Origin of the sequence: Neptuniibacter sp. QD48_11 (genome assembly GCF_047778095.1) — a bacterium.
In the GTDB taxonomy this organism is placed as follows: domain Bacteria; phylum Pseudomonadota; class Gammaproteobacteria; order Pseudomonadales; family Balneatricaceae; genus Neptuniibacter.
On record NZ_CP180551.1, the window covers coordinates 660,978 to 679,965 of the forward strand.

The 18,988-nt window shown below is 39.9% G+C and carries 16 protein-coding genes and 1 tRNA gene; 11 read left to right on the forward strand and 6 right to left on the reverse strand.

The window, feature by feature from the left end:
- The first annotated feature begins 111 nt into the window (after window positions 1–111).
- The 8 genes from ACMXYU_RS02865 to ACMXYU_RS02900 all read left to right on the forward strand — a co-directional run bounded on the left by ACMXYU_RS02865 (window position 112) and on the right by ACMXYU_RS02900 (window position 11,225).
- Window positions 112–1,251 (forward strand): glycosyltransferase family 4 protein, encoded by a 1,140-nt coding sequence (locus ACMXYU_RS02865; RefSeq protein WP_415900110.1) that lies wholly within the window; start codon window positions 112–114, stop codon window positions 1,249–1,251.
- On the forward strand, window positions 1,244–2,194 hold the full coding sequence (locus tag ACMXYU_RS02870) for a UDP-glucose 4-epimerase family protein (protein WP_415900111.1): 951 nt from the start codon (window positions 1,244–1,246) through the stop codon (window positions 2,192–2,194). The genes ACMXYU_RS02865 and ACMXYU_RS02870 overlap by 8 nt, the downstream gene beginning before the upstream one ends.
- Window positions 2,195–2,218: 24 nt before the next feature.
- Window positions 2,219–2,767, forward strand: a complete 549-nt coding sequence (locus ACMXYU_RS02875; RefSeq protein ID WP_415900112.1) for a sugar transferase — start codon at window positions 2,219–2,221, stop codon at window positions 2,765–2,767.
- A gap of 40 nt (window positions 2,768–2,807) precedes the next feature.
- Complete coding sequence (locus tag ACMXYU_RS02880) at window positions 2,808–4,700, forward strand: polysaccharide biosynthesis protein (RefSeq protein WP_415900113.1); 1,893 nt, start codon at window positions 2,808–2,810, stop codon at window positions 4,698–4,700.
- Window positions 4,701–4,788: 88 nt separating this feature from the next.
- Complete coding sequence (locus tag ACMXYU_RS02885; protein WP_415900114.1) at window positions 4,789–5,592, forward strand: hypothetical protein; 804 nt, start codon at window positions 4,789–4,791, stop codon at window positions 5,590–5,592.
- 40 nt (window positions 5,593–5,632) lie between these two features.
- The gene (locus tag ACMXYU_RS02890) at window positions 5,633–6,670 is read left to right on the forward strand and encodes a class I SAM-dependent methyltransferase (RefSeq protein WP_415900115.1); all 1,038 of its coding nucleotides are present in this window, start codon (window positions 5,633–5,635) and stop codon (window positions 6,668–6,670) included.
- A gap of 138 nt (window positions 6,671–6,808) precedes the next feature.
- Window positions 6,809–8,167, forward strand: coding sequence for a hypothetical protein (locus ACMXYU_RS02895; RefSeq protein ID WP_415900116.1), 1,359 nt, complete (start codon window positions 6,809–6,811; stop codon window positions 8,165–8,167).
- Window positions 8,168–11,090: 2,923 nt separating this feature from the next.
- Complete coding sequence (locus tag ACMXYU_RS02900) at window positions 11,091–11,225, forward strand: hypothetical protein (RefSeq protein ID WP_415901093.1); 135 nt, start codon at window positions 11,091–11,093, stop codon at window positions 11,223–11,225.
- 177 nt (window positions 11,226–11,402) lie between these two features.
- Here the strand turns inward: ACMXYU_RS02900 and ACMXYU_RS02905 are convergent.
- The 5 genes from ACMXYU_RS02905 to rpsU form a co-directional block, all read right to left on the reverse strand.
- Window positions 11,403–11,479 (reverse strand) — tRNA-Ile (locus ACMXYU_RS02905).
- Between the two features lie 65 nt (window positions 11,480–11,544).
- Window positions 11,545–13,362, reverse strand: a complete 1,818-nt coding sequence (gene rpoD, locus ACMXYU_RS02910; protein WP_415900117.1) for an RNA polymerase sigma factor RpoD — start codon at window positions 13,360–13,362, stop codon at window positions 11,545–11,547.
- Window positions 13,363–13,605: 243 nt separating this feature from the next.
- Window positions 13,606–15,540, reverse strand: a complete 1,935-nt coding sequence (dnaG, locus tag ACMXYU_RS02915; RefSeq protein WP_415900118.1) for a DNA primase — start codon at window positions 15,538–15,540, stop codon at window positions 13,606–13,608.
- A 33-nt stretch (window positions 15,541–15,573) separates the two neighbouring features.
- A complete protein-coding gene (locus tag ACMXYU_RS02920) occupies window positions 15,574–16,023 on the reverse strand; it encodes a GatB/YqeY domain-containing protein (RefSeq protein WP_415893415.1) in 450 nt (149 codons plus the stop codon).
- Between the two features lie 38 nt (window positions 16,024–16,061).
- Window positions 16,062–16,277: a 30S ribosomal protein S21 gene (gene rpsU / locus ACMXYU_RS02925; protein ID WP_275814767.1), complete on the reverse strand. Its 216-nt coding sequence runs from the start codon at window positions 16,275–16,277 to the stop codon at window positions 16,062–16,064.
- 200 nt (window positions 16,278–16,477) lie between these two features.
- Here rpsU and tsaD point away from each other — a divergent pair, with 200 nt between their 5' ends.
- On the forward strand, window positions 16,478–17,506 hold the full coding sequence (gene tsaD, locus ACMXYU_RS02930) for a tRNA (adenosine(37)-N6)-threonylcarbamoyltransferase complex transferase subunit TsaD (RefSeq protein ID WP_415900119.1): 1,029 nt from the start codon (window positions 16,478–16,480) through the stop codon (window positions 17,504–17,506).
- Here the strand turns inward: tsaD and plsY are convergent.
- Window positions 17,503–18,090 carry a glycerol-3-phosphate 1-O-acyltransferase PlsY gene (gene plsY / locus ACMXYU_RS02935; RefSeq protein WP_415900120.1) on the reverse strand — a complete coding sequence of 196 codons (588 nt, stop codon included), beginning with the start codon at window positions 18,088–18,090 and terminating at the stop codon, window positions 17,503–17,505. The two genes, tsaD and plsY, sit on opposite strands and share 4 nt — an antisense overlap.
- 20 nt (window positions 18,091–18,110) lie before the next feature.
- Here plsY and folB point away from each other — a divergent pair, with 20 nt between their 5' ends.
- Both folB and folK read left to right on the forward strand, forming a co-directional pair.
- Window positions 18,111–18,467 (forward strand): dihydroneopterin aldolase, encoded by a 357-nt coding sequence (folB, locus tag ACMXYU_RS02940; protein ID WP_415900121.1) that lies wholly within the window; start codon window positions 18,111–18,113, stop codon window positions 18,465–18,467.
- Between the two features lies 1 nt (window position 18,468).
- A complete protein-coding gene (gene folK / locus ACMXYU_RS02945) occupies window positions 18,469–18,984 on the forward strand; it encodes a 2-amino-4-hydroxy-6-hydroxymethyldihydropteridine diphosphokinase (protein WP_415900122.1) in 516 nt (171 codons plus the stop codon).
- Window positions 18,985–18,988: the final 4 nt, after the last annotated feature.

The window sequence follows — 18,988 nt, forward strand, 5'->3', positions numbered from 1 at the left end:
GTTTTAGTGCGATTTTAATATTTATTTTGAATCTAATGGTTTTTTGATATAAATGATCCGTTTTTGCATATTTTGTACTGTTCGATATATTTTTCATAAGAAGTGCTGATTTTGGCTAGAAGTAAAAAAGTTATTCTTTTTGTAGTTAATTCGACAGAATTCTTTTTGTCGCATCGTTTGCCTATAGCCGTAGCGGCAAAGAAAATGGGTTTTGATGTACACATAGCATCTTCTACAGGGAAGGGTGTAAAGCAGATTACTGATTCCGGTTTTACTTTTCATCATGTCTCATTTAGTAGGAGTGGTCAAAATGTATTACGGGAATTGCAATGTTTTCTGTGTCTCACTAAGCTTTTTATAAAGCTATCACCTGATTTGGTTCACCTTATTACAATTAAGCCTGTTTTATATGGAAGTATAGTTGCTAGATTAGTGGGTGTTAAGTCAGTTGTATGTGCCATATCTGGCCTGGGCACTGTGTTTCAAAATACTAATATTTTTGCGCGTATCCGTCGTTGGATTGTCTGTAAACTATACAAATCTGCATTCAAGCATCCAAACTTGGCAGTAATCTTCCAAAATCCAGATGATAAAAATTTATTATTAAATGTAAGGGCGTTGACAGCTGAACAGACACGTATAATTAGAGGTTCGGGGGTCAGCTTATCTAGTTATCCTTACATTAAAGAACCTGAAGGTGTGCCTGTTGTGGTTATGGCAGCGCGTTTGTTAAGGGATAAGGGCGTTTTCGAGTATGTAGAAGCTGCGCGTATTTTAAAAAAACGTTGCGTGTCAATTGATATCCGCTTGATTGGCGATATTGATTTGGGTAACCCTACGAGTATAAATAACGATATTCTTAACGAATGGGAAAATGAGAATATAATCAATGTATATGGATTTAGAAGTGATATTGCCACCCAATACTCAAATGCAAATATAGTTTGTTTACCATCATACAGAGAAGGTTTACCTAAAAGTTTAATAGAAGCAGCTGCCTGTGGTCGAGCAGTCATCACTACTGATGTCCCAGGTTGTAGAGATGCAATTGTCGCAGGCGAAACAGGGATTTTAGTTCCTGTTAAAGATCCACTTGCGCTAGCTGATGCTATTAACTGGTTAATAGATACACCTGAACAGCGCAGGAAAATGGGGAAAGCAGGAAGGCTACTTGCTGAGAATGAATTTAATATAGAAAATGTTATAGATAAGCATATGACTATTTATCAGGAGCTAATAAGGAATGTCTGATAAGTTAAATGTATTAGTTACTGGTGGAAGTGGATTTGTTGGTAACGGTTTATTGGATCGATTAAGTAGGTCTGATGAATGTGAAGTATTAGCAGCCACTAGATCTGGTTTCTTAGCTTACCCTTCGATTAGACTAAGTGATTTTACTGGTGAAACTGATTGGTCTGATGCGTTAAGTGGTATAGATGTGGTTATACATGCTGCAGCTAGGGTACACCTAATGGAAGATAATGAGGTTAATCCATTGGAGGCATACCGACTTGTAAATGTAAAGGCTACAATGAACCTTGCAAAGCAAGCTGTCCAGGCTGGAGTAAAACGGTTTATCTTTATAAGTACAATTAAAGTAAACGGTGAAAATACTAATTTAGCAAATAATATCACAGCTGATGATCATCCGTGTCCACAAGACTTTTATAGTCAATCAAAATGGGAGGCGGAAAAAAATTTACTATCCCTTAGTAGGGATACTGGAATTGAAGTAGTAATTATTAGACCACCATTAGTTTATGGTCCGAACGTAAAAGGAAATTTTAAAAGCTTAATAAATATATTAAGAAAAGGTATCCCCCTTCCTTTAGGAGCGATAACCAATAAGCGTTCACTCGTGTCTTTAGAAAATTTAGTTGATTTGATTGTTGTATGTATAGATCATCCCAAAGCTGCGAACGAAGTCTTTCTTGTAAGTGATGGTGAAGATATATCTACTACGGTTCTATTAGAAAAGGTTTCTAAATGTATGGGCATTCGTTCTCGATTAATACCTGTGCCAGTTGTATTTTTAAGGATAATTGCTACTTTAATTGGAAAAAAACAGTTAGCTGATCGATTATTAGGGAGTTTGCAAGTAGATATTTCTAAGACACGTTTATTGTTAGGGTGGAATCCACCGCTCACGTTAGACGAAGGCTTAGCACTATCTATTAAAAATGAAATTGGTTAACTGTGATTCTTTAGTGGAGGTTATGTGATTAGATTTCTTGATGTTTTATTTTCCTTTTTCGGTTTGTTAGTTTTATTCCCAGTTTTATGTGTTCTTACAATCGTGGGATACTTAAGTTCAGGCTCGCCGATATTCCTTCAAGAACGAGTGGGAAGAAATAAAAAGAAATTTATTTTAATAAAATTCAGGACTATGAAAAAGGATACTGAATCAGTTGCAAGTCATTTGGCTGATTCTGAGTCTATAACTAAGTTCGGTAAATTCTTGCGAAAGACAAAATTAGATGAACTTCCTCAACTTTGGAATGTGCTTAAGGGGGATATGAGCTTAGTTGGACCTCGGCCATGTTTATTTAATCAAGAAGAATTAATAGATGAAAGGGAACGATTGGGTGTGTTTGTAGTGCGCCCGGGTATTACAGGTCTTGCTCAAATAAATAATATTGATATGTCTACACCAAAGTTGCTAGCAAAAACTGACGCATCTATGATTTCAAAAATGAATTTTACCAAATATTTTTATTTTATATGGCTAACAGCAATTGGCAAGGGATCTGGTGATGGTATTTTATGATGTTTTTGCATAATTATGGCGGTGGTAAGAGGGTATCTCCTTGATAAGTTTTGTATTAGGTTTGTCTCGTAATAATAAGAGACTTTTCTTTGTTATAAGCGATACTATATTTCTTACTTTTTGTTGTTATCTCAGCTTTGCTCTTAGATATGGGGAAATAACAGCCAATAATTTTTTACATTGGCCTGCATATATTTTAGCGCCAATTGTCTCTATACCTGTTTTTGTACGTTTGGGACTTTACAGGGCTGTTGTCCGATATATAGGAAATAAAGCATTATGGGCAGTTGTTAAATCAGTGTCGTTAGCCGTTTTAATTTGGGCTACTGCTGTGCATTTGATGGGTTTACCTATAAGTGTTCCTAGATCAGTAATATTCATTTATTGGTTTGTTGCAATTGTAGCTGTTGGTGGAAGCCGGATGTTTGCCAGATGGTTAATTTTACACAAATTGCCTGGTGGAGAGCAAAGAAAGTTGTTAGCAAAACCAGTAGTTATTTATGGAGCGGGTGCTTCGGGGAGGCAGCTAGTTGACGCACTGTATCATGCTGATGAATTTTTACCTGTTGCATTTATTGACGATAATAAAGCTTTGCAGGGGTTGGATGTTAGCGGTGTAAGGGTTCACCCTGTTAATCATTTATCAGAGATCATTGAGAGATTTGAGGTAGATACGGTATTACTTGCAATCAACTCAATCGGCCGTTTAAGAAAAAAAGGCATCATTAAGCTTCTTGAGCCTTATGCTGTAAATGTTATGACAATACCTGGAATGTCAGACATTGCATCGGGTAAAGTGAGAATTAGTGATATTCGTAGAATAGAAATAAATGATATTTTAGGTAGAAGAGAAGTAAGTCCAGATTCAAGCCTACTTAAAGCAGACATTAATAAGCAGAATGTAATTGTCACGGGTGCTGGAGGCTCAATAGGTTCTGAGTTAAGCCGTCAGATTATAGTTCAAAAACCAAATTTGCTAATATTGTTCGAACAATCAGAATACGCACTTTATAAAATAGAATCAGAGTTACGAGGGAAATGTTCCGAGTTGGGTATAAGATTAATTGCTGTGCTTGGTTCAGTTCTTGATAAAGCTTTAATGTCTAAGATTGTGAAGTTGTATTCAGTAGATACTTTTTATCATGCAGCAGCTTACAAGCATGTGCCAATTGTTGAGCTTAATATGGTTGCAGGTATTAGGAATAATATATTTGGCACATATGCTACCGCCGAAGTTGCGATAAAGCATAATGTCAAAAGCTTCGTATTAATATCGACAGATAAAGCTGTGAGACCTACAAATGTTATGGGGGCAAGTAAACGGTTTGCTGAGTTAACTTTGCAGGCATTATCCAGCCAACAAGAAAACACTAGGTTTGCTATAGTGCGCTTTGGAAATGTCCTTGGTTCTTCAGGGTCGGTGATTCCATTGTTTGAATCTCAAATCGCATCTGGTGGACCAGTAACTGTAACTCATCCAGATATTACTAGGTATTTCATGACTATTCCAGAAGCTGCTTCTTTGGTCATTCAGGCAGGAGCTATGGGTAATAGCGGTGATGTTTTCGTACTAGATATGGGATCCCCGGTAAAAATTGTGGAGTTAGCTCAGCAAATGATCAAGCTGGCGGGCTATAGTATAAAATCAGAAAATCAGCCTGGTGGTGATATAGAGATATTATTCACTGGATTGCGTGATGGAGAAAAATTATATGAGGAGCTTTTAATAGGTGATAATGTTTCTGGTACCAGTCACCCAATGATATTGAAAGCTGATGAAGTCATGATTAATTATCATGATCTGCTGTTTATCTTAGAAAAACTAGATGAAAGTTGCTCTAAATATGATCATGAAACTATAAGGGAAACCTTGCTTCGACACGTAAATGGTTATCAGCCTCAATGTGGTATTAAAGATAATCTATACCAGTAGTTTATATGCTGCCTTTTTTATAATACGAGCTAGGCAGAATTATTTAGCTCTTAAGATGATTCTTATTTTTATAAGGTTATAATCGGAAATGGAAAGCTACAAAGTAAAAGGTAAAGACCTTACATTGACCTTGCCTAATAATTTGAAAGATTCTTCATTATATTTAGATGAGCCTTTTGTCTTATTTGAAATATCAAATCTTATTAATGAAGAAGCCTATGCTGATCTTGTTCAGGAAATGAAGCTTAAAGATGATTATGACTATGAATTAAAGGGGCAGGGTGGAAAGCTTAGAAGAACAATTGGTGGTCATAATGTTGATAAGCTTACAGCTGGTACATTTAAGAGCTTCTGTTTAGCAATTCTATCTAGAGAATTTTACAATTGGTTTAAAAAAACACATTTGCCGTATTTTGAAACTAAAAAACATCAGGTTTATGTTTTTAATACAAAAAATATATTCTTTCGAATATTTAGGAAGCTTTGTAGGGTGCTTAGGCTGCCGATTAGTTTTTATTCATCTGAAGTAGAGTATTCTATCTTAAATAAGAATAGCTTTATATCTCCTCATACAGATGCTAAAACCAAGAGGCTTAGTTTTGTTTATTACTTAGCAGAAGAAGAATATTGTCCCGATATTAAAAGAAATTTTGGTACTGTTTTTCATAAAAGCCGCCAAGATAAAAAGCCTTGGAGAAGGTTTCATGGTCCGTTACTTGATGAAAATGAAATAGAAGATTTTTATACAGTTCATGAGCCTTTCTATGTTGCAGAATATAGGCCAAATATATGTGCTTGCTTTATAAAGAATGATGTGAGCTGGCATAGTGTTTCAAATATTAAATATGACATTGATAGACGGGTTATTGTAATAAATGTTTATGAATCCTGAAGGTTTAATTAATTAGTGGTTAATTTAGTAGGTGCAAACTATGCTTAATAAAGCAAACTATGTTTCTTTCTTAAAAGAAAATCGAACGGTAGAACAAGCGCAGACTATTTACCAACAAAGAATAGAAGATAGTCGTGAAGTTTTTGATAAGTTCTCTGAAAGCTTCTATATTAGAGATTGTCCATTTTGCGGTTCTAGTTCTTATATAAGTCAGCCTCCTTTTGATGGGCGGTATGGAGTTGCAAAATGTAATAGTTGTTCGTCCTTGTTCGTTAATCCATGCCCACCAATGGAAGCTCTAGATTATTATTATAATAACTGCAAATGTAATCGCCAATTAGGAAGCTTATTAAAATCTAGAGTTGGGCAAAAAGGTATTATTCTCAGTGAGAGAACCGAGTTTGTTTTAGCGTTAATTAAAGGTTTTCTGTCTTATAAAGATGATATCAAAATATTAGAAGTTGGCTGTAATTCAGGTGTTTTTCTGCACGAATTATATGAGATATTAGATTCTGAATCATTGCAGGAACGTGTTGAGCTAGTCGGAATTGATATTGATAAAGAGGCAATTTCCAAGCCAATATCTGATAAGGTTAAGCTTCATCATTCATCAGCAGAAGATTTTACTAAACTTAACTCTAATACATTTGATTTGGTTCTTCACTTTGAGTTGATTGAGCATTTGCAAAACCCATTTCTATTTATGAAATCGATTGCTTCTCTACTTTCAGAAGGCGGGAAAACATATTTTCATACGCCAAATATTTTAGGTTTAGATAACAAGGCGTTAAATTATAATGACTTTAGACCTTTAGCGCATGGTATTTTTCCGCCAATGCATCTTCAAGGTTTCTCAACACAGAATATTGCTCACTTTATTTTGCGATCTGGTTTAAATGTTTCGGATATATCAACACCAGGTAATTTTGATATTGATATTGTCAAAAACTTTGTTGCAGAAGGATCTGAATATTCCGATATTTTAGATATCGATAATAAGGAATATTTAGCTACTATTCAGGGGCTGGTTCGTAAATTGAATGCAAGTTCACATCTCGCTGTGCTTGCTGAAAAATAAACTTCCATTTAAGTATGTTTATTAGCTTAAATATAGACATTAATGGCTTTTATTAGTGTCTATATTTTACCCTGTGGTTTTTTCGTATAAATAATTTGATCATTAAATTTTAAATTATTAACTGATGGTGTGATTGTGATGAAATATTCAGGGGGGAATGGTTTTTCTGTTGAATATAAGTTTGCTGTCTTTGCTTTTATATATACTGTGATTGCAGCATTAGCTTTACAGTTGTTTGTTTTGCCTTTACTACCTTCATTGCATGCCGGAGACGGGTTATTAAAAGGTTCAGACTACTTTGCTTTTCATGTAAGAGCTGTAGAGCTCTTGGGTCAAATTCACGATACAGGATTTTGGAATAATATCGAACTTAGGCCGCGTGGACAAGGATCGATAGCATATGCAACCGTAATTTACATGTTAACTGGAATTAGTAAGCCTTGGATAATAATTCCCTTTAATGCTTTTCTTTTTGCTCTTTCGGTTTATTTTTTGGTTCGATCATTGATCAATTTGGTACCTGTTAAAATTGCAATATTTTCTCTCCTCCCCTTAGTGTTATTTCCAAGTAGTGTTATGGTTTACGGGCAAATTCATAAAGATATTTTTTGCTTGTTTTCTTTTAGCGCAATTGTTTATGTTTATTCTAAAATCTATTTTCAATCAATTACTAATAAAACTGTGTTTTTTGAAGTGGTTTTGTTGACTGTATTGGCAGGGTTATCAGTATGGTTTGTTAGGCCGTATTTGCTTAAGATCTTATTGCTAGGGGGTGGGGTGATATTAGTTGGTGTTGCTTTAAATTTTATAGTGGCGCGTACTTTCGGATCTTATAGAGAGCTTTTTACTCTAGCTTTTGTTGTATTTATTTTTTTTGCAATTGATAGTTTGCCAACAAATGCAGTTAAGGGCTTTAATGTTAATATTTATGACACAAAAACCGCGGAACTAGATCAGAAAACTGCAAATACTCAAATGGTTAAGGGTTGTAATGTTGATCCCGGTGTTTTTGGATTATCTTTATCAGATAAATTACTTAGTAAACTTTATGATACTCGCCGTAGATTTATGAGTAATCGATCTGCAGGAAGTAATATTGATTTAGATGTAAATTATTGTACATGGACTGATTTAGTGCTTTATACACCCAAAGCGCTCTTGGTAGGTCTTGCAGCTCCTTTCCCCAATACTTGGTTAAGTGAAGGTAAGTCTAATGGTGGTAGTATTAAGAAGGCCCTGAGTAGCATAGAAATGACTGTGGCTTATTTTTCTTTTTTTGGTTTTTTAGGACTTTTATGGGTTAGGGGTGCTAAATTTAAGTTCATATTTAGTTGTTTGACAATCTCTGTACTCACGATATTTGTATATTCCTTGGTCGTAACTAATGTTGGAACGCTTTACCGAATGAGGTTTGCTCCATTGCATATAATAATATCGTTAGGGATTTGTGGTTGGTACTATCTCTATAAATTTAAAACTAATAAGTTTTGTTTGTAAGAGTTTTAATTTTTTAGAACTCTAAAACCATTTGCTAATTATGGTGATCCGAGTCTTTGGTTTTTATGATCACTTTTGATTTTGTTTAATTTTCTATCTGTTATCTATTTTTGTTTGCTTTAGACTTCTGCTGATTTTATTTATAGCCGAGTGAAGCCCTGAAATAAGTTTACGATTAGTTGTAAGGCTCCTATAAATTTATGTGTATTAGGTCAGTTGCTAATCTGGATATTGAGTGTTATGAACGCTTTGTAGATTTGATTGGTTATGTGATTAGTTTTGTGGCTTTTAGATGTTTTTTACCGCTTCTTGGTTTATATGTCAGATTTTAGTATGATTTGCCCTCAAGAACATGAGCTCTAGCTCGTCAGGTAAGAGCGCTCGACTTATAAGTTTACGGATATTAGGTGAACAATATCTGCTTTTTCTAGCATTATCAACGAAGTTTAAAGTATACGCTCCTACAGTGCCCTTTCACTTCGGTCCATATCTAGTTAGAACTAATCTATCTCATAAGTCATAGGCTTTGATCAATCAGATGTAACGGATCGTCACCTTCTAGTCTAAAATCAAAACTTACCTAACTGATAGTCACTAACTAGTTTGTTAAGGGTAAAGATTGCACTGAAGCGTCTATAAGATGGTTAGAGTTGAGTAAAATATTTTTATGCTGTCATAGAATTACAGGTTTACCCGGATGGTGATTCATCACAATTCGGAATTTAATGTCATCATTCATCTCTATTCGAATGAGTTAATAAAAGCCTGGATAAAACTATCATGGAACAAGTAAGGAGCTATGGGCATAAGGAGTTGGTTAATCAGAACACAGAATCCATTAACTGGTTGATTTCAATAGTTGAGATGACGCCGCTGGTTCTGTTGAGTCACTCGCAGAGCTCAGATCAAACCTCTAATATCTTGATGCTATGAGCTAAGTCATACACTGAGGATGACATCAATCCGATTATTTACAAAGATGCCATCAGTTCAAATAGAGTCAACCGATAACCTCTGACTAAAATACGGGAAATGGACCAGAAGATTCTTGTAAAAATCCTTCTTAAGAAACGGAACCTTCATAGAAAGAGTAAGCTCCTACTACCATGCCTACACACCGAAGAAAAAAAGATAACTAGCTCTTAACCTTATATATCCTAGAAACGTAAACAAGACCAATTTCTCTACCTTTCAGCAAGCGACAGGGCGTCGCGTACGAACTTCCTTTCTCCTTACACTACCCTGCCCTGAACGAAATTGGCACTATTCGCAAATCACCAACAGCTCATGATTACCCGTAACTAATCCAATTGAAACAAATATTACGATAGTGCTCTGGTCAGAACACCATATATGCCCATCTGCAATTAAGACCTTCCTATTGAAGTACTGTGAAAAGAAAGTGGAGAAATGCTCAATGCACCGGCTGCTTTCTCGACTATTAACTAGCGAAGCATACGGAGACAGGAGAAATACAGCTTAGAATTAGCGCGAACAGTTCAGGAGGCTACTAGTTGGCTGAGTGGATTCCTGTATAGCCAATCTAGACATGTTTAGGTGGCTGCCAACTCGGCACCTTATTCAGATCTAGATCTTTCAATTCTTCCTTTCAATTTGAATGAGTACTAAAGATTTCAGCTTCTTGGCTTCAGTCCTTCGCTAGGCTGGCTTATTAAAACCTCATGATAGGAGTAAGTTTCAGCACGAGATAGATACAGAACCCAGTAAGTAGCCGGAACTGCTTCTATCCAAGAAACAGAAGAGCAAATCTGCCGTAACGGACAAAACAAATATCTCATCATTCCTACCCGAACACTACGAAGAAGTTTGTTAGAGCTTGCTGCACATGGAATTAATTAGATGTCCATTTAGCGCCTAATAGCTTTGCCATTTTTTTACCTTTTCACAAGAAGTGAATCCCTACCTGAATGCACTGAGGAGACTACTATGTCGTTACAGTGTCGTTTCAAGTTCAGCAAGAAACTAATTGATTAACTCCCAATTGCATCACCAGAAAGGGTAAGCAGGGAAGTGGAATATTAGATGAAGCCTTCACCGGGCTACGTCTGACCGAGAACAGAGTAGGAAGAAATCGTTACTTGCTGCGTTGCTTGATCTTTGGTAGGAAGAAAGCCATTCTGATCGGAGAGCACGGGCCATTCGATGTAAAAGAAGCGCGGCTGAAAGCCAATGAGCTCAAAAAGTTGATATCCAACACATTGACCCATAGTAGGCAAGAAATGTTAGGGCTAGCAGTCTTGGCATTACGTCAGTTTGCTGAATAGCGTTTTACCCCTATGCATGCGCCAACAAGCATATAGCGCACAATGAAATAGGCAGTCTCAACAACCATCTTTATCAAATTTCGGGATATTCAAGGCTTCATCATATCATCAAGTGGCCGTACAGAGGCTGCTGGGCAGTAAAAAGGAGTCTAAGCCAGCAACGGGCAATTGGGTATTATCTTTGATCCATCAGATGTTCAGATTGGCTTGTGAGTGTGGTTGCATGTAAACCTACCCACAAAACATATCAAGAAGCTGAAGGGGAGTAATTAACTGATTGTATTATTCAGCAAAGAGCAAGTGGCGCGATTCCTGACAGCATGTGAGAAAGAGGCTAATGCTACCGCCAAATTTTGCTGAAGCTTGCTCTGCTTAGAGGGATGTGTGTTGGTGGGCATGCTGAATGCTAAGTGGAAAGACCTTTAATACACCGATAAGGGAGCAACACTGTTCTTGCCGCATATCAAGGCAGGCTATTCGAGAACTGTACTACTGAATGGTGAAGCTATTTCCATACTCGAAGACCAAAAACATAACAGGCGTTCCGGTAATCCTTAGAGCTTTCCTGAAAGGTAAGACAGCAAATCATGTCTCAGCCAAAGAAAGTCTTCGCTCGAATCAAAGAAAGAGCAGGATGCATGGATCATCTGATAATTCATGATTTGAGACATTCTTTCGCAAGCATAGTGATTAACAATTCAGCAACTTTGTATGAAGTGCAAAAACGACTCGGACAACATAGCTATCAAACACAGGGCAATATGCTCACTTAGCTTCCGAACAGCTCTGAAATTTAAGTGGGTTAGTCAGCAACTTCGTACAGGAGATAAAAGCTGGATAATCAAATAAATCTTGTAGCAGGCAAGCTACCTGCTGCGGGTTCGTTTTTGCTAACAGGTAAAGCTCAGGAATTTATCAGCAAAAGTAAACAAGTAGAAAGGGTAAGGAAATGGTGGGCCTAGCAGGACTCGAACCTGCGACCGATCGATTATGAGTCGAGCGCTCTAACCAACTGAGCTATAGGCCCCAAGAAGGGTGCCCATAATACCGATATGGTTTCATGGGCACAAGAGTTTGATTTAAAAGAATTTACTATTCGTCTAGGAAGCCGCGCAGGTGCTCAGAGCGGCTTGGGTGACGTAGTTTACGTAGTGCTTTTGCTTCGATCTGACGGATACGTTCACGTGTTACGTCGAACTGTTTACCAACTTCTTCAAGAGTGTGGTCCGTATTCATCTCGATACCGAAGCGCATGCGAAGTACTTTGGATTCACGCACTGTCAAGCCTGCTAGTACTTCACGAGTTGCTTCACGCAGACCTTCTCCTGTTGCTGAATCAACAGGGGAAGAAATAGTTACGTCTTCAATGAAATCGCCTAAGCTTGAATCTTCATCATCACCGATTGGTGTTTCCATGGAGATCGGCTCTTTAGCAATTTTAAGTACTTTGCGAACTTTGTCTTCAGGCATTTCCATGCGTTCAGCAAGTTCTTCAGGTGTAGCTTCGCGCCCCATTTCCTGAAGCATCTGGCGAGAGATACGGTTCAGTTTGTTGATCGTCTCGATCATGTGAACTGGGATACGGATTGTACGTGCTTGGTCGGCAATTGATCGTGTAATCGCTTGTCGAATCCACCAAGTTGCATATGTAGAGAACTTATAACCGCGGCGGTATTCAAACTTATCAACAGCTTTCATTAGGCCGATGTTACCTTCCTGGATCAGATCTAGGAACTGTAGGCCACGGTTTGTATATTTCTTAGCGATAGAGATTACAAGACGTAGGTTGGCTTCAACCATCTCTTTCTTAGCTCGCCGTGCTCGAGCTTCACCGATCGACATGCGACGGTTAACTTCTTTGATCTCAGCTAGGCTGATACCAGTAGTAATCTCTGCTTGGATAAGTTTCTTTTGAGCACGTTTAAGCTCAATCAAATTGGTTTTGATCGCTCGAGAGTAATCAGAACCGGACTCGATAACTTCTTTAAACCAATCAGGGTTTGTTTCGTTACCAGGAAATTCTTTGATGAATGTCTTACGTGGCATTTTTGCACGCTGTGTGCAGATGCGCATGATGGTGCGTTCTTGTTTACGAATCTCATCGATAGTATCGCGAACTTGACCAACGATTGCTTCGTAGTAACGAGGAGAAAGCTTGATCGGAGCAAATGCTTCGCTCAGAAGTACTTGGGAATCGCCGAATTCTTTGCTGTCACGACCTTGTTTCTCTAGAGCTAGGTGAAGGGCATCGAAGTGCTCTTTAATTAAGCCAAAGCGGCGAGCTGCTTCTTCTGGGTCTGGACCTTTCTCTTTTTCGTCGTCCTCATCGTCCTCGTCGTCTTCTATCTCGGCATCTGGATCCGTAATAGTCGCAGTCGGGATTTCTTCATCATCGTCTGCATCTATATAACCACTGAAAATGTCGCTTAGGCGACCTTCCTCTTCAGCGGTTAATTTGTATGCTTCAAGGATGGCATCAACTGTGCCAGGGAAGCAGGCTACGGCAGACATTACTTCACGTAGGCCTTCTTCAATGCGTTTTGCAATGCTGATCTCGCCTTCACGAGTTAAAAGCTCAACAGTACCCATTTCACGCATATACATGCGCACTGGATCGGTTGTACGGCCAGCATCTGACTCTACTGCTGCTAGCGCTGCAACGGCTTCTTCGTCGGCATCATCAGCTGAATCACCTTCGGTCATCAGTAGTGTTTCAGCATCGGGTGCTTCTTCAGACACGGAAATACCCATGTCATTGATCATGCGGATGATATCTTCAACCTGATCTGGATCGGCAATATCCTGCGGTAGGTGGTCATTTACCTCAGAGTAGGTTAGGTAACCCTGCTCTTTGCCGCGGGCGATCAATTCCTTAAGGCGAGACTGCTGTTGCTGAGAAGTATCGGACATAGGACCCTGACTAGAAAAAGTGGATGAAAATCGAGCAGGCCATTATAGCGATGTAGTTAGCAACATGCTAGGGAAAAGGCTGTGCAAGCTAGAGACTGTCATCTGTTAAAAATAGACTGTTTTTCAGCGACTTGCCGAAAATTCAGTGGTTTATGATGCTATATATGGTGATTGGTGGTTTGTTTTTCAAGGGGAGAGATGTTGAAACTGTTATAAGGTTTGCTAAGAGCGGTAATTGGTAGCTTAGGTCTTGCTGGTTGTCTTTAGTTGATTAAGTTGGTGCATAGATTCAACTAGTTTTATTTTCTCTTCTTTGGAAAGGGTGTGCTTCTTCTGCAGAAGTGAGATCTCTTGTTCTAATGCCTTTAGTGTTAGACCATGCTGAGCATCTTTAAGGTAGGCTCGGGCGATCTCTTCGGAAGTGATTTCTAAAGAGGTAGATATTTCGTAAAGTTCAACGATCGTTTGCGAAAGGGTTTCATCTTCACGCCAGTCGACAACCAATTGTCCAAGTGATGCGGTTGGGTTTTGTTTGTAATAGGTCACTAACTGAGCCAAAAGCTTAGAATTTACGTCTGTATTGCTCTTGAGTGTTTCAGGAAATTGGTGCTCTGACGCCAGTTGCGGATAGTGAAGTAATAGGGCGATCAGTTTCTGTTCGAAAGACAGTTCGCTGCTATTATTGCGAGGGCTGCGAAATTGTTTCTTTCTTGGTTGGTATTGGGTGCTTTCATGGCTATGGGCTTCGTAGCTATGACCTTCGTTGCTATAATTGGCATAGTCGTAGGGTTGCGAATCTTCATAGTTTGATGATTCAGAGTAGTCGTACTCTGAAACTGCAGCGGGGGCTGGTCTATGTGTTTGTACTGACTCGTGAAAGTTAACCGTAGTTTGTATCTGTTCAAGCGAAAGGTTGGTTAATTCACAAATTCGGTCGAGCATCATCTGCTGCAACAAACTCGGTTTCATTGAGTTTATTGCAGGTAGTACTTCTGTACTGAATCTAGCACGACCATCCATGCTGTTTAGGTCAGCTTGTTCAGAGTGGCTATTAAAGAAAAACTCGGAAAGTGGTAAAGCGCTATCTAGTCGCTCCGTGAAGGCGAGAGTTCCTTCTTGGCGTACTAGGCTGTCCGGATCTTCGCCGTCAGGTAAGAAGAGAAAGCGGGCTTCTTTACCATCTTCGATAACCGGAAGTGTTGTTTTTAGTGCACGCATCGCGGCTTCTCGCCCGGCATGATCACCATCGAAGCAGAATATAACTTCAGGGACGAGTTTGAATAGTCTTTCTAAGTGTTGTGCGGTTGTTGCTGTACCTAGTGTTGCTACAGCATAGTGAATGCCAAACTGTGCGAGGCCAACTACATCCATATAGCCTTCAACAATGATTAAGCGTTCAAGCTTGTTGCTGTGTTTACGAGCTTCATAAAGCCCGTAAAGTTCTCTGCTCTTATGGAAAGTCGGGGTTTCGGGGGAGTTTAAGTATTTGGGTTTGTCATCGCCCAGTACGCGCCCACCAAAACCTATTGTACGGCCTCTTTGATCCCGAATCGGGAACATTATTCGATTGCGGAAGCGATCATAATGGCTATCACGATCTTCGTTGTGTATCAGTAACCCGGCTTCTTCTAATAGCTTTTGATCTGCATCGCTTTTGCCTAGGTGTTTAAGGATGTTATCCCAGCCAGAAGGGGCAAAGCCGATGGAAAATGCTTTGGCTGCTTGGCCTGTCAATCCTCTCGTTTGCAGATAGTTGACGGCATCTTGTCGCGTGTTGTGGCTTTTAAGCTGATCTTCATAAAATTGAGCGGCATTAGCTAATAAATCGTATAGTTTTTTAAGTTGCTGCTCTTTTTCGCGCTGTTGGGGATTGTCATCTTTAGGGACTTCCATGCCTGCGGCTTTGGCGAGTTCTTCAACAGCTTCAGGGAAATTTAGATTTTCGTATTCCATTAAAAAGCTAATGGCATTTCCACCTGCGCCGCAGCCGAAGCAGTAATAGAACTGTTTTTCTTGGTTGGCGCTAAAAGAAGGTGTTTTTTCTTTATGGAACGGACAGAGGCCTGAGTAGTTTTTTCCAGCGCGCTTTAGTTTTTGGACACGACCATCTAGCACATCAATAATATTGATGCGGGCAAGCAGGTCGTCAATAAAGCTTTGGGGTATACGTCCGGCCATTATCGTTGCAGCTGAAAGGGTCTCAGCGGCAGTTTAACTGGATAATTGAGACTTGACGAGTTTGGATACTGTTCCCATGTCGGCGCGACCTTGAATTTGAGGTTTAAGGATTCCCATAACCTTGCCCATGTCTTGCATGGATTGTGCGCCGGATTGCTCTGCAGCTTGTTTAACGAGGTCTGCAATTTCCTCATCAGTTAGCGGTTGCGGCAGGAAAGTTTTAATCACCTCCAGCTCCTGTCGCTCAGCATCTGCAAGATCCATGCGTGCCGCTTCTTCAAATTGCGAAATCGAGTCACGGCGCTGCTTAGACATTTTGTCTAGCACCGCCAGTACTCTAGTGTCATCCAGTTCAATGCGTTCATCTACTTCGATGCGCTTTAGTTCGGCTAGCATCATGCGAATAGTTTTTAGGCGCTCTTTTTCTTTAGCGCGCATTGCAGCTTTCATCTCATTAGTGATTTGCTGCTTCAACTCTGACATGACTAACCTTCCTCTGGATGGGATCTAAATCGCGTGGATTAGTATAGGCGAACGCGACGAGCGTTTTCGCGAGATACTTTTTTAGCGTGACGTTTTACAGCTGCTGCTGCTTTACGCTTACGAACAGATGTTGGCTTCTCGTAAAATTCGCGACGACGAACTTCAGCTAGAATACCTGCTTTTTCGCAAGAACGTTTGAAACGACGCAGAGCTACATCAAATGGCTCGTTTTCTTTAACTTTTACAGCTGGCATGTTTGAACAAACCTTAAATTGTTTAGTTAATCCACAAAATTATCTCGCCAAAAAACAGACGGTTTTATGGCAAGGCGCAAAATTCTATTCGTTTCACATAGTGAAGTAAAGCAGATAATCGGTTTGTTGGGTATTTTCGGTGCAGGTTTTAAGGGGGGCAGGTATAATAGCCGTCATCATGTTAGTGAAGTGAGTAAACGATGCGCGTACTGGGGATTGAAACCTCTTGTGATGAGACAGGAGTAGCAATTTATGACAGTGAAAAGGGTCTGCTTGGTGATGCTTTATATAGTCAGGTGAAAATGCACGCTGAGTACGGTGGTGTGGTACCTGAATTGGCTTCTCGTGACCATGTACGTAAGTTGCTGCCTTTATTGGACGAGACTTTTGCCAAAGCAGGCCTTCAAAAAGGGGATGTAGATGCTGTTGCTTATACATCCGGACCAGGTCTTATCGGAGCGTTAATGGTTGGCGCTTCAACAGGCCGAGCTATTGCATTGGCATGGGGTAAGCCGGCAATTGGTGTGCATCATATGGAAGGTCATTTACTCGCGCCAATGCTGGAAGAGAATCCACCCGAGTTTCCGTTTGTAGCGTTGCTGGTTTCCGGTGGGCATACCCAACTCGTTCGTGTTGATGGTATTGGTCAATACGAGTTATTAGGGGAGTCTTTAGATGATGCCGCGGGTGAGGCTTTTGATAAAGCAGCAAAAATGCTCGGTTTGGATTACCCGGGTGGGCCGCTAATTGCTAAGCACGCACAGCAGGGTGATCGTCAACGTTTTCGTTTTCCACGTCCAATGACAGACAGGCCGGGCATGGATTTTAGTTTCTCTGGTTTAAAGACCTTTACATTAAATACAGCTAACGATCATCGAGACGCTGACGGCAATATTGATTCTCAAACAGTATGTGATATCGCTGCTGCATTTGAAGAAGCGGTTGTTGATACTTTGGCAATTAAGTGTCGCCGTGCTTTGCAGGCTACCGGGTTTAAGCAGCTGGTGATTGCGGGCGGTGTAAGTGCTAACCAGCGTTTGCGCGAGCGCTTAGAAGTCATGGTTGAGAAAGAAAGGTCGGAGTTGTTTTATGCCCGTCCTGAGTTTTGTACAGATAATGGCGCGATGATTGCGTTTGCTGGTTGTCAGCGTTTGCTGGCTGGACAGCAAAGTGATCTGGTTATTACTACTAAGCCTCGTTGGCCTTTAGACACACTCGATTCTATTTAAAGTCTAGGTTCTTCACCGTTTAGTAACTTTTTAATATTTTTGCGGTGGCTATAAAGGAGTAATAGGCAAAGGATGGTGAGAGGAAGCGAGTAGCTTGGAGCGATTATCCATGTGAAAACTGGAGTTATTAGTGCCGCGGCAATTGAGGCTAGTGAGGAGATCTTGCTAAGCGATACCGTAATCACCCAGATGGTTAACTGTATAATTGCGATGGGCCAATAAAGAGCGATACAAGCACCAAATGCTGTTGCAACGCCTTTACCGCCTTTCAATGGCGAAAAAATAGGAAAAATATGTCCGGCTACAGCGGCAAGTAAACAGAATGATAGTTCTGTTTGCGAAATCTGCAAAAGTAGCCCAAGGCATAATGCAGCTAAGCCTTTGCTGATATCCCCTAGTAGTGTAAAAAAGGCCGCTTTTCTAGAACCAATTCTGAGCACATTGGTTGCCCCGGGATTACCAGAGCCTCGTTGGCGAGGGTCTGGAAGGTTGAGTGCACGACAAACTAGCACTGCTGTGGGTATAGAACCCAGCAGGTAAGCTAGAAAAATTAGCCCGAAGGCCATTGTTGCCGATTCGGTCATTCGATATCCAAAGGTTGAGTATGGATTTAGTTTACATTCGAGAGTTAGAAGTTGAAACGATTATAGGTATCTATGATTGGGAAAGAGAGATTCGTCAACGAATAAATCTTGATTTGGATATGGGTACTGATATCCGTCAGGCAGCAAATACTGAAGATGTTGATAATACGCTTAACTATAAAACGGTGTCAGATCGATTGATTGAATTTATAGAGCAGAGTGAATTTCAGTTGGTCGAAACCATGGCTGAGCAGATTGCTGAGATCGTGATGACTGAATTCGGTGTGAAATGGCTGCGCTTACGTTTAGGTAAGCCAGGAGCTGTGCCGCAGGCAAAAGATGTTGGTGTTATCATCGAGCGCGGAGTTCGTAGTTAAGATGGCTCAAGTCTATGTCAGTATTGGTAGTAATATCGATAGAGAGCATTATATCTCGCAGGCGCTGGATGCCTTGTATAAGCATTTTGGCGAGCTGAGTATATCTAGTGTGTATGAGAGTGAAGCGGTAGGGTTTGTTGGGGATAACTTCTATAACCTAGTTGCCGGTTTCGTTACTGATTTGCCATTAGCTAAACTATCTCCGTTACTGAAAAAGATAGAAGATGATAATGGTCGTTGCCGCAAGGGGCCGAAATTTAGCGGTCGTACCCTCGATATCGATATTCTTACTTATGATGATTTAGTCGGTATACATTATGGGGTGCAATTACCTCGAGATGAAATTACTAAGAATGCTTTTGTCTTGTGGCCCTTGGCTGAGATAGCAGCAGAGGTGCCTCACCCTGAGATGGGTGTGACATATTTAGAAATGTGGTCTGATTATGATAAGGATCGGCAGAAGTTGTGGCCGATCGACTTTCTATGGCAAGGCCGGTCATTACCTTGTGTGTTTTAAGCTT

Excerpts from the sequence above, each read along its gene's own strand:
- folB (WP_415900121.1), top strand. The coding sequence starts at position 18,111 with ATGGATTTAGTTTACATTCGAGAGTTAGAAGTTGAAACGATTATAGGT.
- ACMXYU_RS02920 (WP_415893415.1), bottom strand. The coding sequence starts at position 16,023 with ATGTCAGAGTTGAAGCAGCAAATCACTAATGAGATGAAAGCTGCAATG.
- ACMXYU_RS02885 (WP_415900114.1), top strand. The coding sequence starts at position 4,789 with ATGGAAAGCTACAAAGTAAAAGGTAAAGACCTTACATTGACCTTGCCT.
- plsY (WP_415900120.1), bottom strand. The coding sequence starts at position 18,090 with ATGACCGAATCGGCAACAATGGCCTTCGGGCTAATTTTTCTAGCTTAC.
- tsaD (WP_415900119.1), top strand. The coding sequence starts at position 16,478 with ATGCGCGTACTGGGGATTGAAACCTCTTGTGATGAGACAGGAGTAGCA.
- ACMXYU_RS02900 (WP_415901093.1), top strand. The coding sequence starts at position 11,091 with ATGGATCATCTGATAATTCATGATTTGAGACATTCTTTCGCAAGCATA.
- rpsU (WP_275814767.1), bottom strand. The coding sequence starts at position 16,277 with ATGCCAGCTGTAAAAGTTAAAGAAAACGAGCCATTTGATGTAGCTCTG.
- ACMXYU_RS02890 (WP_415900115.1), top strand. The coding sequence starts at position 5,633 with ATGCTTAATAAAGCAAACTATGTTTCTTTCTTAAAAGAAAATCGAACG.
- rpoD (WP_415900117.1), bottom strand. The coding sequence starts at position 13,362 with ATGTCCGATACTTCTCAGCAACAGCAGTCTCGCCTTAAGGAATTGATC.
- folK (WP_415900122.1), top strand. The coding sequence starts at position 18,469 with ATGGCTCAAGTCTATGTCAGTATTGGTAGTAATATCGATAGAGAGCAT.
- ACMXYU_RS02895 (WP_415900116.1), top strand. The coding sequence starts at position 6,809 with ATGAAATATTCAGGGGGGAATGGTTTTTCTGTTGAATATAAGTTTGCT.
- ACMXYU_RS02870 (WP_415900111.1), top strand. The coding sequence starts at position 1,244 with ATGTCTGATAAGTTAAATGTATTAGTTACTGGTGGAAGTGGATTTGTT.
- dnaG (WP_415900118.1), bottom strand. The coding sequence starts at position 15,540 with ATGGCCGGACGTATACCCCAAAGCTTTATTGACGACCTGCTTGCCCGC.